13 protein-coding genes are annotated in these 13,053 nt (G+C 72.4%); 8 read left to right on the top strand and 5 right to left on the bottom strand.

The window, feature by feature from the left end:
• Positions 1 to 120 precede the first annotated feature (120 nt).
• Complete coding sequence (locus ABUL08_RS20125; RefSeq protein ID WP_350931478.1) at positions 121 to 561, top strand: hypothetical protein; 441 nt, start codon at positions 121 to 123, stop codon at positions 559 to 561.
• On the top strand, positions 558 to 1,463 hold the full coding sequence (locus tag ABUL08_RS20130; protein ID WP_350931479.1) for an MFS transporter permease: 906 nt from the start codon (positions 558 to 560) through the stop codon (positions 1,461 to 1,463). The genes ABUL08_RS20125 and ABUL08_RS20130 overlap by 4 nt, the downstream gene beginning before the upstream one ends.
• A 15-nt stretch (positions 1,464 to 1,478) precedes the next feature.
• Here ABUL08_RS20130 and ABUL08_RS20135 read toward each other — a convergent pair whose 3' ends face one another.
• Positions 1,479 to 1,898 carry a thiol-disulfide oxidoreductase DCC family protein gene (locus ABUL08_RS20135; protein ID WP_350931480.1) on the bottom strand — a complete coding sequence of 140 codons (420 nt, stop codon included), beginning with the start codon at positions 1,896 to 1,898 and terminating at the stop codon, positions 1,479 to 1,481.
• Positions 1,899 to 1,990: 92 nt separating this feature from the next.
• On the opposite strand from ABUL08_RS20135, the gene ABUL08_RS20140 reads away from it, so the two are divergent.
• Both ABUL08_RS20140 and ABUL08_RS20145 read left to right on the top strand, forming a co-directional pair.
• Positions 1,991 to 4,057 (top strand): intein-containing Rv2578c family radical SAM protein, encoded by a 2,067-nt coding sequence (locus tag ABUL08_RS20140; RefSeq protein WP_350931481.1) that lies wholly within the window; start codon positions 1,991 to 1,993, stop codon positions 4,055 to 4,057.
• A gap of 127 nt (positions 4,058 to 4,184) precedes the next feature.
• Positions 4,185 to 4,601, top strand: a complete 417-nt coding sequence (locus ABUL08_RS20145; protein WP_350931483.1) for a CoA-binding protein — start codon at positions 4,185 to 4,187, stop codon at positions 4,599 to 4,601.
• Positions 4,602 to 4,669: 68 nt separating this feature from the next.
• On the opposite strand, the gene ABUL08_RS20150 is transcribed toward ABUL08_RS20145, so the two are convergent.
• The gene (locus ABUL08_RS20150) at positions 4,670 to 5,866 is read right to left on the bottom strand and encodes an acyl-CoA dehydrogenase family protein (protein ID WP_350931484.1); all 1,197 of its coding nucleotides are present in this window, start codon (positions 5,864 to 5,866) and stop codon (positions 4,670 to 4,672) included.
• 178 nt (positions 5,867 to 6,044) lie between these two features.
• On the opposite strand from ABUL08_RS20150, the gene ABUL08_RS20155 reads away from it, so the two are divergent.
• Complete coding sequence (locus ABUL08_RS20155) at positions 6,045 to 6,536, top strand: DUF4190 domain-containing protein (protein ID WP_350931485.1); 492 nt, start codon at positions 6,045 to 6,047, stop codon at positions 6,534 to 6,536.
• 3 nt (positions 6,537 to 6,539) lie between these two features.
• On the opposite strand, the gene ABUL08_RS20160 is transcribed toward ABUL08_RS20155, so the two are convergent.
• The gene (locus ABUL08_RS20160; RefSeq protein ID WP_350931486.1) at positions 6,540 to 7,430 is read right to left on the bottom strand and encodes an SDR family NAD(P)-dependent oxidoreductase; all 891 of its coding nucleotides are present in this window, start codon (positions 7,428 to 7,430) and stop codon (positions 6,540 to 6,542) included.
• A 119-nt stretch (positions 7,431 to 7,549) separates the two neighbouring features.
• Here ABUL08_RS20160 and ABUL08_RS20165 point away from each other — a divergent pair, with 119 nt between their 5' ends.
• Positions 7,550 to 8,074 carry a DUF4190 domain-containing protein gene (locus ABUL08_RS20165; protein ID WP_350931488.1) on the top strand — a complete coding sequence of 175 codons (525 nt, stop codon included), beginning with the start codon at positions 7,550 to 7,552 and terminating at the stop codon, positions 8,072 to 8,074.
• 54 nt (positions 8,075 to 8,128) lie between these two features.
• Here ABUL08_RS20165 and ABUL08_RS20170 read toward each other — a convergent pair whose 3' ends face one another.
• The gene (locus tag ABUL08_RS20170) at positions 8,129 to 9,085 is read right to left on the bottom strand and encodes an HpcH/HpaI aldolase/citrate lyase family protein (protein ID WP_350931489.1); all 957 of its coding nucleotides are present in this window, start codon (positions 9,083 to 9,085) and stop codon (positions 8,129 to 8,131) included.
• A 127-nt stretch (positions 9,086 to 9,212) separates the two neighbouring features.
• On the opposite strand from ABUL08_RS20170, the gene ABUL08_RS20175 reads away from it, so the two are divergent.
• Positions 9,213 to 10,037, top strand: a complete 825-nt coding sequence (locus ABUL08_RS20175; RefSeq protein ID WP_350931490.1) for an SDR family NAD(P)-dependent oxidoreductase — start codon at positions 9,213 to 9,215, stop codon at positions 10,035 to 10,037.
• Between the two features lie 48 nt (positions 10,038 to 10,085).
• On the top strand, positions 10,086 to 10,802 hold the full coding sequence (locus tag ABUL08_RS20180; RefSeq protein ID WP_350931491.1) for a GNAT family N-acetyltransferase: 717 nt from the start codon (positions 10,086 to 10,088) through the stop codon (positions 10,800 to 10,802).
• A gap of 3 nt (positions 10,803 to 10,805) precedes the next feature.
• Here the strand turns inward: ABUL08_RS20180 and ABUL08_RS20185 are convergent, their stop codons facing one another.
• Complete coding sequence (locus ABUL08_RS20185; protein ID WP_350931492.1) at positions 10,806 to 12,962, bottom strand: APC family permease; 2,157 nt, start codon at positions 12,960 to 12,962, stop codon at positions 10,806 to 10,808.
• Positions 12,963 to 13,053 lie beyond the last annotated feature (91 nt).

A 13,053-nucleotide genomic window follows, 5' to 3' on the forward strand; every position in this document is an offset into this window, starting at 1 on the left:
AGTCGTCTCCGACCGACCCTCCCCTGCCACCCGGCCCATGCCCGACAGCGACACGGTCAGCGAGCAGTGGACGACGGAAGGGCATCCGGGGCTGCCCCGATCCCGTATCGTCACCAGCCGATGGAGACCTTGACCACCCGGGGCCGCGCGGTCCGGCTGGGCGCCACCGCCCTCGGACTCGCGCTGCTGCTCACCGGCACCCTCCGGGGCACCGACGACGACTTCCCGTTCGGGCCGTTCCGGATGTACTCCACCTCCGAACCCGCCGACGCCCCCGCTCCGGACACCCGCGTCGAGGGCGTCGACCGCACCGGCACGCTCGTCGACCTGGGCCAGGACGCCACCGGCATCCGCCGCGCCGAGATCGAGGGCCAGCAGTCCCGCTACACCGCCGACCCCGCTCTGCTGCGCCAGGTCGCCGACGCGTACGCCCAGCGCCACCCGGCGGCGCCCGCCCTGGTCGAGGTCCGCATCGTGATCCGCTGGTACGACATCCGCGGCGGCCGCCCGACCGGCCGGTGGACCGACGAGACCGCCGTGCGCTGGCAGGCCACCCGATGACCGGCTGGCTGACCGAGGCCGTCCCCCGGGGGCGGATCGCCGCCTTCCGTACCCTGGTCTATCTCTTCGTCGCCGCGGACCTGCTCGTCTTCACCCCCTGGGTACGCAGCCGGGTCGCCGTGCCCGGCGAGCTGTACCAGCCGCTGCTGATCGGCCGGCTGCTCCCGCTGCCGACCCCCACCCCGGTGGTGGTCGGGGTGATCTTCTGGGCCCTGCTGCTGCTCGCCCTGCTCGCCGCCACCGGACGCGCGCCGCGCCTGCTCGGCTGGGCGGTCTTCGCGCTCTACCTCGAGTGGATGATCGTCGCGATGAGCTACGGGAAGGTCGACCACGACCGGTTCGGGCTGCTGGTTGCGCTCGCCGCGCTCCCCACCGCCGGGCGCGCCCGGCACGGCGACCCGACCCGCACCGAGGCCGGGGGCTGGGCGCTCCGCGTCACCCAGCTCGCGGTGATCTGCACGTACTTCCTCGCCGCCTGGGCGAAGTTCCGCTTCGGCGGCCTGGACTGGGCGACCGGCTCGGTGCTGGCCCGCGCGATCATCCGGCGCGGCACCGACCTGGCCGACGTCATCGCCCAGGTGCCGCACCTGCTGATCGTGGCCCAGTTCGGCATCCTGGCCTTCGAACTGCTCAGCCCGGTGGTCTTCCTGCTGCCCGAGCGGTGGCGGCTGGCCATGGTCGGCTTCTTCTACTCGTTCCACCTGGTGACCATCGCGACGATCACCATCTCGTTCGCCCCGCACCTGGTCGCGATGACGAGCTTCCTGCCGCTGGAACGGGTCCGTCCGGTCGTCCTCGCGCGACGCCTGCTCACCCGCGGTCGGCCACGCACCGGCGAGGACCCGGCGACGCCGACCCCGCTGGCCGGTCCCGAGCCGGCGGTGGGGCCGGCCACCACCTGACCCGGCGGCTGCCGGTCAGGAGCCGGCGGCGGGACCGCCGGTCGGACCGTAGAGGCGCTCCCGGGCCTCCTGCGGGAGCGAGCAGGCGGCGGTGCCACCGGGAAGGCGGTGCCGGTTGCGGGCCACCCAGCGGTACGCCGGCCAGGCGGCGGCACGGACCGGCGGGAAGCGCAGCCCGGAGCCGGCGACCCGCCAGAGCGGCCCGCTGTCACCGAGCAGCTTGGCGATCGCGTCCGGGCCGGCGGCGCGGGAGCCGTCCGCACCGACCCACTGCACCGCCTCCTCGCACTCCGCCTCGGTCAGGCCGAGCGCGGCCAGGTCGGCGAACTGCCACGGCAGCACCCGGGCGCCGGTGGGGATCCGCCGCTCGATGAACTCGGCGCAGCGGCTGCAGAAGGCGCAGTCGCCGTCGTAGACGAAGGTGGACGTCTCCATGCCTCCCATCCTCCACCCGTCACGGGCGCTCCGGTGACCGGTGTCCGGCGGGTCACTTGCGCTTCATTGGTACGCATGTTCGAATAGTGGCCATGCGCTGGGACAACCTCTCCGCTCCCCCGGACGAGGGCCGTCCCGACGGGGCAGCGCCAGCGACTCCACCCCTGCCGCTGGCGCTCCCCGGCGCCGTCGCCCGCACCTTCGACACCCCCGGCTTCGCCGGCATGACGTTCTACGAGGTGCAGGCGAAATCGATCATCAATCGGGTGCCCGGCGAGTCCCGCGTCCCGTTCGAGTGGACGGTCAACCCGTACCGGGGCTGCAGTCATGCCTGCGTCTACTGCCTGGCGGGTGACACCCCGATCCTGATGGCGAACGGCCGCACCATGCCGATCAGTGAACTGGAGCCCGGCGACCGGATCTACGGGACCGCACGGCAAGGTGCCTACCGTCGCTATGTCGTCACCACCGTGCTCGACAAGTGGTCGACGATGAAGCCGGCCTATCGGATCACGCTCGCCGACGGCACCACCTTGATCGCCAGCGGCGACCATCGCTTCCTCTCGGACCGGGGTTGGAAATTCGTCACCGGCGCGATGTACGGCGCGGAAGAGCGTCCCTACCTCACCACCAAGAACAGACTGATCGGCACGGGCCGCTTCGAAGCTGCGCCGAAGTGCTCTTCCGACTACCGGCGGGGCTACCTCTGCGGGATGATCCGGGGCGACGCCAACCTCGGCACCTACTCGTACCCCTACGGCACGGTGCACCGGTTCCGATTGGCCCTTGCCGACGACGAGGCGCTCGGACGCACCGAACGGTTCCTCGCCGACGCGGGCATCACCACGCGGCGCTTCTCCGTCACCCCCGCGAGCGCCACGAGACGTGCGATGACCGCCATCCGCACCTCCAGGCAGTGCGACATCCAGGCCATCACCGAGGTGATCCGATGGCCGGAGCAACCCACGGACGACTGGACGAGCGGCTTCCTCGCCGGCATCTTCGACGCCGAGGGAAGTTGCAGCCGCGGCATCTTCCGGATCAGTAACAGCGATGACGACGTGCTTGATCAGACCGCCTCAGCGCTGACCCGTTTCGGGTTCAACTGGGTGCTGGAGGATCCCGGCCGTGCCGACCGCGTACGGTCGATCCGCCTGACCGGCGGCCTTCCCGCCAGGTTGCGCTTCTTCCACATGACCGATCCGGCCATCACCCGTAAGCGAACCATTGAGGGTGCGGCGCTGAAGTGCCAGTCCGAGCTGCGGGTGGTCGACATCGAGTCGCTCGGGTTGGAGCTTCCCCTGTGGGACATCACCACCGGCACGGGCGACTTCATCGCCAACGGGGTCGTCAGTCACAACTGCTTCGCGAGGAACACCCACACCTTTCTCGACCTGGACGCCGGTGAGGACTTCGACCGGAAGGTGATTGTCAAGGTCAACGCCGGTGAGCTGGTCCGGCGCGAGCTGGCCGCCCCGCGCTGGCGCGGTGCGCACGTCGCGATGGGCACCAACGTGGACTGCTACCAGCGCGCCGAGGGGCGCTACCGTCTGATGCCGCCGATCATCGAGGCGCTGCGCGACTTCGCCAACCCGTTCTCGATCCTCACCAAGGGCACCTTGATCCTGCGCGACCTGCCGCTGCTGCGCCAGGCCGCCGAGGCGACCCGGGTCGGCATCTCCTACTCGGTCGGCTTCGTCGACGAGGCGCTGTGGCGGGCGGTCGAGCCGGGCACCCCCAGCCCGCGACGCCGACTCGACGCGGTGCGGCAGCTCGCCGACGCCGGCTTCGAGGTGGGCGTGCTGATGGCGCCGATCCTGCCCGGGCTCAGCGACGACGACGCGTCGATCGACGCCACCGTGTCGGCGATCGCCGCCGCCGGGGCGGCCGGCGTGACCGCGCTGCCGCTGCACCTGCGCCCCGGCGCCCGCGAGTGGTACGCGCACTGGCTGGCCCGGGAGTTCCCGCAGCTGGTCCCCCGCTACCGCCGGCTCTATCAGGCGGGCGCGTACGCGCCGCAGGCGTACCAGCGGGAGGTGACGGCGCGGGTGCGGATGGCGGCCCGCCGGCACGGGCTGCACCGGGGCGAGGTCGGGGACAACCGGCGGTTGCCGGAGGCGTCCACACCGCCCGCCGCCGAGCAGCTCTCCCTCCTCTGAGGACGAAACCCGTCGACGGGCCCGCGCACGTTCCGGGCGTGCCGGAAATCGTCGGTGCGGCGCGGCGGTGGCAACGCCTCTCCCGCGCCAGGGCACCTGCCGCCGGCTGCGGGGTTAGGCTCGGTTGATGCGTTCAGCCCAGCAGATCCTCGCCGACTCCGCCGTCATCGCCGTCGTGGGCGCGTCCCGCGACCCGGGCAAGGCCGCGCACCGGGTGCCCCTGGAGATGCAGCGCCACGGCTGGCGGATCATCCCGGTGAACCCGACGGTGGACGAACTCTTCGGTGAGCGGGCGTACGCCTCGCTGGCCGACATCCCGCACCCGGTGGACCTGGTCGACGTGTTCCGCCCGGCGCGCGACGCCGTGGAGGTGGTCCGCCAGGCGGTGACGATCGGCGCCCCCGCCGTCTGGCTGCAGCTCGGCATCGTCTCCGCGGAGGCACGAAGGATCGCCGAGGAGGCCGACATCGACTACGTCGAGGACCGCTGCCTCATCATCGAACGCGCCGCCGCCAACCTGACCGGCCCCCGCCCGTCGCGTTGATCAAGAAGTTTGCGTCAGCCGAGCACTCGGATCTGACGCAAACTTCTTGATCAACCAGGAGAACAGGGTCAGAGCTTGTACTGCTTGAGGAGGCCGCGGGAGATGATGGTCTTCTGGATCTCCGAGGTGCCCTCGCCGATGAGCAGGAACGGGGCCTCCCGCATCAGCCGCTCGATCTCGTACTCCTTGGAGTAGCCGTAGCCGCCGTGGATGCGGAACGCCTCCTGGACGACCTCGGCGCAGTACTCCGAGGCGAGCAGCTTGGCCATGCCGGCCTCGACGTCGTTGCGCTGGCCGGCGTCCTTGAGCCGGGCGGCGTTGACCATGAGCGCGTGCGCGGCCTCGATCTTGGTGCCCATCTCGGCGAGCTTGAAGGCGATGGCCTGGTGCTTCGTCAGCGGCTGGCCGAAGGTCTTCCGCTGCTGGGCGTACGCGACGGCCAGCTCGAAGGCGCGGATGGAGATGCCGCAGGCGCGGGCGGCCACGTTGACCCGGCCGACCTCGATCCCGTCCATCATCTGATAGAAGCCACGGCCGACCTTGTCGGCGCCGCCGAGGACCGCCGAGTCGGGCACGGTCACCCCGTCGAGGACCATCTCGGTGGTCTCGACGCCCTTGTAACCCATCTTGTCGATCTTGCCGGGGATGGTCAGGCCGGGCGCGGTCTCGCCGAAGCCCGGCTCCTTCTCCAGCAGGAAGGTGCTCATGTTGCCGTAGACCGAGTCGGCGCCGGTTTCGGTCTTGACCAGGGTCGCCACCACCGACGAGTACGCCCCGTTGGTCAGCCACATCTTCTGGCCGTTGAGCACGTAGTTGTCGCCGTCGCGGACCGCCTTCGACTTGATCGCCGAGACGTCCGAGCCGCACTCCGGTTCCGACATCGAGAAGGCACCGCGCACCTCGCCGGTGGCCATCCTCGGCAGCAGCCGGAACTTCTGCTCCGCCGAGCCGTGCTGTGAGATCAGGTACGCGACGATGAAGTGGGTGTTGACGATGCCGGAGATCGACATCCAGCCCCGGGAGAGCTCCTCGACCACCAGGGCGTACGTCAGCAGGGACTCGCCGAGGCCGCCGTACTCCTCGTCGATGGTCAGGCCGAAGAGTCCCATCTCGCGCATCCCGTCGAGGATGTCGGTCGGGTACTCGTCGGCGTGCTCCAGCCGCTGGGCGTGCGGGATGATCTCCTTGTCCGCGAACTCCCGGACGGTTTCCAGGATCGACCGCTGCACATCGGTCAGGCCGGGCGTCTGGGCGAGTCGGGCCATCTCAGCCTCCGGGGGATCGGCGCATTACTCGTGGGTAACTGAACGCTCGGTCAGTATCTGTCCCCCGGCCTGCCGCGCCAAGGTGACCAGTCCACACAACCGCTGTGAAAAGGTTCACCGCTGCGGGTAGCGTCCGCAAGAGAGCAGGCCGTTGAGCTGGGACGGAAGGGGTGCAGGGGTGAGCCAACCACCGGGCGGCGAGCCGGAACAGCCACCGTCGCCGTACGAGCCGCCGACCCACGGGCAGCAGCCGCAGTGGGGCGAACAGGCGCCCCAGGGGCAGCAGTCGCCCTGGGGCGAACAGGCACCCCAGGGGCAGCAGCGGCAGTGGGGCGAACAGGCGCCCTACGGGCAGCAGCCGTCGTACGCCCCGCAGCCGCCCTACGGGCAGTACGGCCCGCCGCCCGGCCCGGGACCCCGACCGGGTGGCGGCCCCAACGTGCTGGCCATCCTGTCGCTGGTGCTCGCGTTCGTCTTCGCCCCGGCCGGCATCGTCTGCGGCCACCTCGCCAAGCGGCAGATCCGGCAGACCGGCGAGGAGGGGAACCAGCTCGCCACCTGGGGGCTGATCCTCAGCTACGTCTTCACCGCGCTCGGGCTGCTCGCCTGCTGCGGCTGGATCGCCTTCGCGTACTGGGCGAACTCCGACGGGGGCGGCTCCTACCGCTGAGGCTCAGCGGAACTCCGCCTCCCGCACGCTGTTGCCGCCGTCGACCACGAGCATCTGCCCGGTGATGTAGGAGGCGGCCGGCGAGCAGAGGAAGGCGATCGCCGCGGCCACCTCGTCGGGAGTCCCCGGCCGGCCGACCGGCGTGCCGAGGCCCTGCTTGATCTCGGCCATCGTCGAGGCCGCCGTGTAGATGGTGCCGGGCGCGACCGCGTTGACGGTCACCCCGTCGGCGATCATCTCCATCGCCAGGGCCCGGGTCAGCCCGACCACCCCCGCCTTCGCCGCCGCGTACGCGGCCTCGGTGGGGAGCGCGTTGACCGGGCCGGCGGTGGCCGCCAGGTTGACAATCCGGCCCCAGCCCCGCTCGGCCATCCCGCTGATGAACGCCCGACTGCACAGGAACGCGGTGGTCAGGTTCCGGTCGATCTCGCCGCGCCACTCGTCGTAGCTGAGCTGGGCCACCGGCCGCAGCACCTCCGGGCTGGCCCGGCTGGCCAGGCCGGCGTTGTTGACCAGCACCTCGACGTCACCGAGCTGGTCGGCCACCGCGTCGGCCAGCGCGCCCACCTCGGACTCGTCGGTCAGGTCGGCGACGAAACCGGTCACCCCCAGCTCCCCGGCCCGCTCGTGGATCCGGCGGGTGGTGGAGACGATGGCGACCCGGGCGCCCAGGTCGGCCAGGCGGCGGGCGGTCGCGTACCCGATGCCGTCCGCGCTGCCGGCCCCGGTGACCAGCGCGACCCGGCCGTCGAGCCGCATGGTGACCGGCTCGGCCAGCGGCGTCGGCTGGTCGGTCTCGGCGGAGCCCGTGGGGGCGGCGCCCCGGGTCCGACGGACCAGCCCCGGACGGCTCACGTCCCGTCTCGATCGGCCGCCGCGCGCGTCAAGTGCCATGCCGAGATCCTGCCCGCTGGGACCCCGCCGGGCAACGCGGCACCCGGAAAGGGGGTGCTCCGATTTGCCCCTGCCTGGCTACCCTGACGGCGCACCCGCACCCAACGGAGATGAACCTGATGAGCTATCCCCCGCCGTCCGGTGGTTGGCAGGACCCTTACGCACCTGACCCGCACTCGACGCCGCCGGCCGACCCGGCCTTCGCCGTGGGCGCCCCGATACCGAGCCAGCCGACGTCGGCCGACCCGTACGCCGGCTACGCGTTCGAGTCACCGCAGCCCACGGTCGACCCGTACGCCGTGGCCGGCTACCCGCCCGCGGCGTACCCGCCGGGCTACCGGCCGGCCCCGCCGCAGAACGGCCTCGCCATCGCCGCGATGATCGTCTCGATCGTCGGCGCGCTCGGGCTCTGCGGCTACGGCCTCGGCGGCTACGTCGGCCTGGTCGGCGCGGTCCTCGGCCACGTGTCGCGCAAGCAGATCCGGGAGCGCGGTGAGAGCGGCGAGGGCTTCGCCACGGCCGGCATCATCGTCGGCTGGTTCGCCACCGTGATCGCGGTGCTGGCGACCATCGCGCTGGTGATCTTCTTCGTCTGGATCGCCAACCAGGAGGCGAACCCCAACTGGGACAACCCCGGCTACTGACGCGCGAACGGGCCGTCCCGATCGACCGGGACGGCCCGACAGCGCACCGGCCGCCTACTGCGCCGGCGGGGTGAAGGTGGAGGTGCGGGTCATCCCCGCCGCCCGGCCCTTGGCCGCGATGACCAGCGCCATCTTCCGGGACGCCTCGTCGATCATCTCGTCGCCGAGCATCACCGCGCCGAGCTTGCCGCCCGCCTCCGAGGTGTAGAAGTCGTACGCGTCGAGGATCAGCTCGGCGTGGTCGTAGTCGGCCTGGGCCGGCGAGTAGACCTCGTTCGCCGCGTCGATCTGGCCCGGGTGCAGCACCCACTTGCCGTCGAAGCCCAGCGCCGCCGAGCGCTTCGCCACCTCACGGAACGCGTCGACGTCCCGGATCTGCAGGAACGGGCCGTCGATGGCCTGCTTGTCGTGCATCCGGGCGGCCATCAGGATCCGCATCAGGATGTAGTGGTAGGGGTCGCCCGGGTAGTCGGGGATCAGCGCGCCGACCACCAGCGACTTCATGTTGATCGAGGCCATGAAGTCGGCCGGGCCGAAGATGATCGTCTCCACCCGCGGCGAGGCGCCGGCGATCGCGTCGACGTTGACCAGGCCGGCGGCGTTCTCGATCTGCGCCTCGATGCCGATCCGGCCGACCTCCAGGCCGAGGGTCTTCTCGATCTGGGTGAGCAGCAGGTCCAGCCAGTGCACCTGCTCGGCGTTCTGCACCTTCGGCAGCATGATGCAGTCCAGGTTCGCGCCGGCACCCTCGACCACCTCGATGACGTCCCGGTACGTCCACGGCGTGGTCAGGTCGTTGACCCGGACCACCCGGGTCTTGCCGGCCCAGTCGCCCTCGTTCAGCGTGGCGACGATGTTCTTGCGGGCGTCCGGCTTCGCCAGCGGGGCGACCGCGTCCTCCAGGTCGAGGAAGACCTGGTCGGCGGGGAGGCCCTGGGCCTTGCCGAGCATCTTGACGCTGGAACCCGGCACGGCGAGGCAGGACCGGCGGGGGCGACCGACAGCGGCCATGGATGCGCTCCTTCCAGCGTCCGGCGGGCACGCCGACGCCGCCTGGAATGAAAGACGGGACTTAACGATCCCAAAGGTCGTAGTGACCACACGGTAACCTCGTGCCGTGACCGGGGTGAATGGACCTGTGGAAGATCTCACTGGGCGTCGGACCGTGGTGGTGACCGGGGCCAGCTCCGGCATCGGCCTGGCCGCCGCCGTCGACCTCGCCCGCCGGGGCGACCGGGTGGTGCTGGTCGGCCGGGACCCGGCCCGGCTCCAGTCGGCCGGGGACCGGGTCCGCGAGTCCTGCGGCGAGCGGCCGGAGCTGTTCCGGTCCGACTTCGCGGTCCTCGACGACGTCCGCCGGCTCGCCGAGCAGCTGCGCGCGACGTACGACCGGATCGACGTGCTCGCCAACAACGCCGGCGCGATCGTGCTGCAACCGGTCACCACCGTCGACGGGTTCGAGCTGAGCATGCAGGCCAACCACCTGGCCCCGTTCCTGCTGAGCAACCTGCTCGCCGACCGGATCGGACGGATGGTGGTCACCGCCTCCGCCGCGCACCGCAGCGGCACCGTCGACCCCGACGACCTCAACTCGTCGCTGCGCCGCTACCGCCCGATGCGCGCGTACGGGACCAGCAAGCAGGCGAACATCCTCTTCACCGCCGAGGCGGCCCGGCGCTGGCCGGACGTGCCGGCGTACTCCTTCCACCCGGGCGTGGTGCGGACCCGGTTCGGCAGCGACAGCCGGCTGGTCGCCCTGGGCATGCGGATGCTGCCGTTCCGCAGCCCGGAGAAGGGCGCGGAGACGCTGGTCTGGCTCGCCCACCAGGACCCGGCCCGGCTCGTCGACGGCGGCTACTACGCCGACCGGCGGGTGGCCCGGCCACGGGCGAAGGCGAGCGACCCCCGGCTCGCCGCCCGACTCTGGACGGCCAGCGCGAAGGCCGTCGGCCTCGACGCCTGACGGAAACGCGCTGTCCCGGCCTTCCGGGGCGCTGCCATACTCCGCCGCATGACGACGGGTGACCACGAGACGGTCCTGCGGGTCGGCGGCGAGGACGCGGAACTCTCCGCGCGGCTCGAACGCGAGCTGACCGCGTTCAACAACGCGGCGACCGGGGCGCACGACGAGGCCAGCCTGTCGGTGCGGGTGGTCGACGCCGACGGGGAGCTGGTCGGCGGGCTGACCGGCTGGACCTGGGGTGGCCGGGCCGGGATCAACATGCTCTGGGTGCGCGCCGACCGCCGGCACGAGGGCTGGGGCGGCCGACTGCTGCGGGCCACCGAGGAGGAGGCCCGACGGCGCGGCTGCACCGAGGTCTCCGTCTCGTCCCTCTCGTTCCAGGCGCCGGGCTTCTACCGTCGGCACGGCTACACCGACACCGGGATCCGGGACGGCATCCCCGGCGGCCACGTCGACCACCACTTCTGGAAGTCGCTGGTCGACGACCCGGCCGGCGTGGTGCGACTGGTCGCGCTGGTCGAGTTCGGCGCGGTCGAGCCGGGCCGACGGTACGAGGACAGCGTGCTCACCCTGCTCGGGCGGCACGGCGGACGGCTGGAGCGGCGGCTGCGTACCGGCGACGGGAGCGGCGAGGTGCACGTGATCCGGTTCGCGGGCCGGGCCGGCTACGAGTCGTTCCTGGCCGACCCGGAGCGGGCCGCGCTGCGCGCCACGCTCGGCGACGACGCGCCGCGCACCCGGGTCCTGGAGGTCACCGACGTCTGACCCTCACTCGGCGATGTGCACCGGGACGCTGGTGACCACCACCCCGGGCAGCGCCCGCAGCGCCGAGCGCAGCCGCTGCTCGGCCCGGCTGTGCAACGGCCGGTGCCAGCGGCGGCGCAGCACCACCTCCGGCACGATCACGGTCAGCGTCAGCTCCGCCCGGGAGGCGTGCAGCGCCTCCAGGTAGTGCGCCAGCGGCCCGATCACCGCCCGGTACGGCGACACGATCGTCTCCAGCCGCACCTGATCACCCCAGGCCGCCCACTGCTGCCGGAACCGGTCCGCCTCGCCCTCCTCGGGTGCGATGTGCACGGCCAGCGTCGGCTGTCCCAGCGACGCCGCGTACGCCAGGGCGCGCAGCGACGCCCGGTTCAGCCGGGCGACCGGCACCACCACCAGGTGGCGTACCTGTTGGGGCAGTTCCTCGCCCTCGGCCGGCACGCCCGGGACCTCGGCCGGCGCCGTCGGAGCCGGACCGGCGCCCGGCGGGTGCAGCGCCAGCGCCCGGTGCAGCGTGGCGTAGTGCCGGTGCACCCGGGCGAAGAGCAGCACCAGCAGCGGCACCGCCAGCACCACCAGCCAGGCCCCCTGGGTGAACTTCGCCAGCGCCGCCGTCACCAGCACCAGCCCCGACAGGGTCGCGCCGACCGCGTTGACGGCCGCCCGGCGACGCCAGCCCGCCCCGCGCCGGCGCCGCCAGTGCACCACCATGCCGGCCTGCGACAGGGTGAACGCGAGGAAGACCCCGACCGCGTAGAGCGGGATCAACGCCTCGGTCCGCCCGTCGAACGCAACGAACACCACGGTCGCCGCGACGGCCAGCGCCACCATGCCGTTGCTGAACGCCAGCCGGTCCCCCATGTGCAGGAAGCGGCGGGGCGCGTGGTCCGACCGGGCCATGAAGAACAGCAGCCGGGGGAAGCCGTTGAACGCGGTGTTCGCCGCGAGCAGCAGGATCAGCGTGGTCGCCACCTGGAGCAGCGCGTACCAGGGGCCGGTGGGAAAGGTGACCCGGCCGAGCTGGGAGAGCATCGTCTCGCCGGGGCGGGGCACCAGACCGTCCAGGTGGATCAGCACGGTCAGCCCGGCGAAGAGCAGCACCAGCAGCGCCACCATCCAGCCCAGGGTGGTGCGGGCGTTGCGCCACTCCGGCGGCCGGAACGCCGGCACCGCGTTGGAGACCGCCTCGATGCCGGTCATCGACACCGCCCCGGACGCGAACGCCCGCAGCACCAGCAGCAGCCCCAGCCCTTCGGCGGCCGGCACCGCCGGCGGCGGCACCGGCGCGAAACCCCGGCCCGCCGCCCGCAGCCAGCCCACCACCAGCACCGCCACGACCGCCAGCACGAAGGCGTACGTGGGGACCACGAAGATGTTGCCGGCGGTGCGGACGCCGCGCAGGTTCCCGGCCAGCAGCACGGCGATCACCAGCACCCCGAGCGGCACGGTGGCCCACGCCAGCCCCGGCAGCGCCGAGGTGACCGCGTGCACCCCGGCGGCCACCGACACCGAGACGGTGAGCACGTAGTCGACGATCAGCCCGGCCGCCGCGGCGAGTCCCGCCCCGGTGCCCAGGTTGTCGCCGGCCACCACGTACGACCCCGCGCCGTGCGGGTACGCGCGGATCGTCTGCCGGTAGGAGACGCCCACCGCCACCATCAGCACCACCAGCACGGCGGCCAGCGGCAGCGACAGCCCGAGCGATCCGCTGCCGGCCAGCACCAGCACGCTGAGCATCGCCTCCGGCCCGTACGCCACCGAGCTGAGCAGGTCCGAGGAGAGCACCGGCAGGGCGACCAGCTTGCGCATCCGCTCGTAGAGGACGGCGGCGCTGGACAGCGGCGGACCGAACAGCGTCCGGCGCAGCCGGGTGACCGCCCGGCCCCACCGGGAGCCGGGCAGGTTGGCCGGCTCGGTGGCGACCAGCTCGTCGGGCTCCTCCACCTTGAACAGCTCGATCGGGGCGAGGCGGCCGAAGCGGCCCGGCGGCCGTCGCCGGTACCGCCCCAGGGTCGGATCGACCGGCAGCTCCCCCCGCCGACCCCCCGCCCGCCACCGCGCCCCGATCCCGCGCAGCGTGGCCAGCTCCTCCTCGGCCAGCGGCGGGAACTCCGCCGACGGCGTCACCACCGTCCCGCCCTGCCCCTCCTCCCCCGCCATGCCCCACCCCCTCCCCTCGCACTTTCACGGAAAGCGGCGGCTCCGGCGGCGAAATGGCCACTCTTTCCGGGAAAGAGGCGGGCGGGGGTGG

Source organism: Micromonospora sp. CCTCC AA 2012012 (genome assembly GCF_040499845.1).
Taxonomy (GTDB): domain Bacteria; phylum Actinomycetota; class Actinomycetes; order Mycobacteriales; family Micromonosporaceae; genus Micromonospora; species Micromonospora mangrovi.

Coding starts and splice junctions, on each gene's coding strand:
- ABUL08_RS20145 (WP_350931483.1), top strand. CDS start 4,185: ATGCGTTCAGCCCAGCAGATCCTCGCCGACTCCGCCGTCATCGCCGTC.
- ABUL08_RS20150 (WP_350931484.1), bottom strand. CDS start 5,866: ATGGCCCGACTCGCCCAGACGCCCGGCCTGACCGATGTGCAGCGGTCG.
- ABUL08_RS20185 (WP_350931492.1), bottom strand. CDS start 12,962: ATGGCGGGGGAGGAGGGGCAGGGCGGGACGGTGGTGACGCCGTCGGCG.
- ABUL08_RS20125 (WP_350931478.1), top strand. CDS start 121: ATGGAGACCTTGACCACCCGGGGCCGCGCGGTCCGGCTGGGCGCCACC.
- ABUL08_RS20170 (WP_350931489.1), bottom strand. CDS start 9,085: ATGGCCGCTGTCGGTCGCCCCCGCCGGTCCTGCCTCGCCGTGCCGGGT.
- ABUL08_RS20165 (WP_350931488.1), top strand. CDS start 7,550: ATGAGCTATCCCCCGCCGTCCGGTGGTTGGCAGGACCCTTACGCACCT.
- ABUL08_RS20130 (WP_350931479.1), top strand. CDS start 558: ATGACCGGCTGGCTGACCGAGGCCGTCCCCCGGGGGCGGATCGCCGCC.
- ABUL08_RS20160 (WP_350931486.1), bottom strand. CDS start 7,430: ATGGCACTTGACGCGCGCGGCGGCCGATCGAGACGGGACGTGAGCCGT.
- ABUL08_RS20135 (WP_350931480.1), bottom strand. CDS start 1,898: ATGGAGACGTCCACCTTCGTCTACGACGGCGACTGCGCCTTCTGCAGC.
- ABUL08_RS20140 (WP_350931481.1), top strand. CDS start 1,991: ATGCGCTGGGACAACCTCTCCGCTCCCCCGGACGAGGGCCGTCCCGAC.
- ABUL08_RS20180 (WP_350931491.1), top strand. CDS start 10,086: ATGACGACGGGTGACCACGAGACGGTCCTGCGGGTCGGCGGCGAGGAC.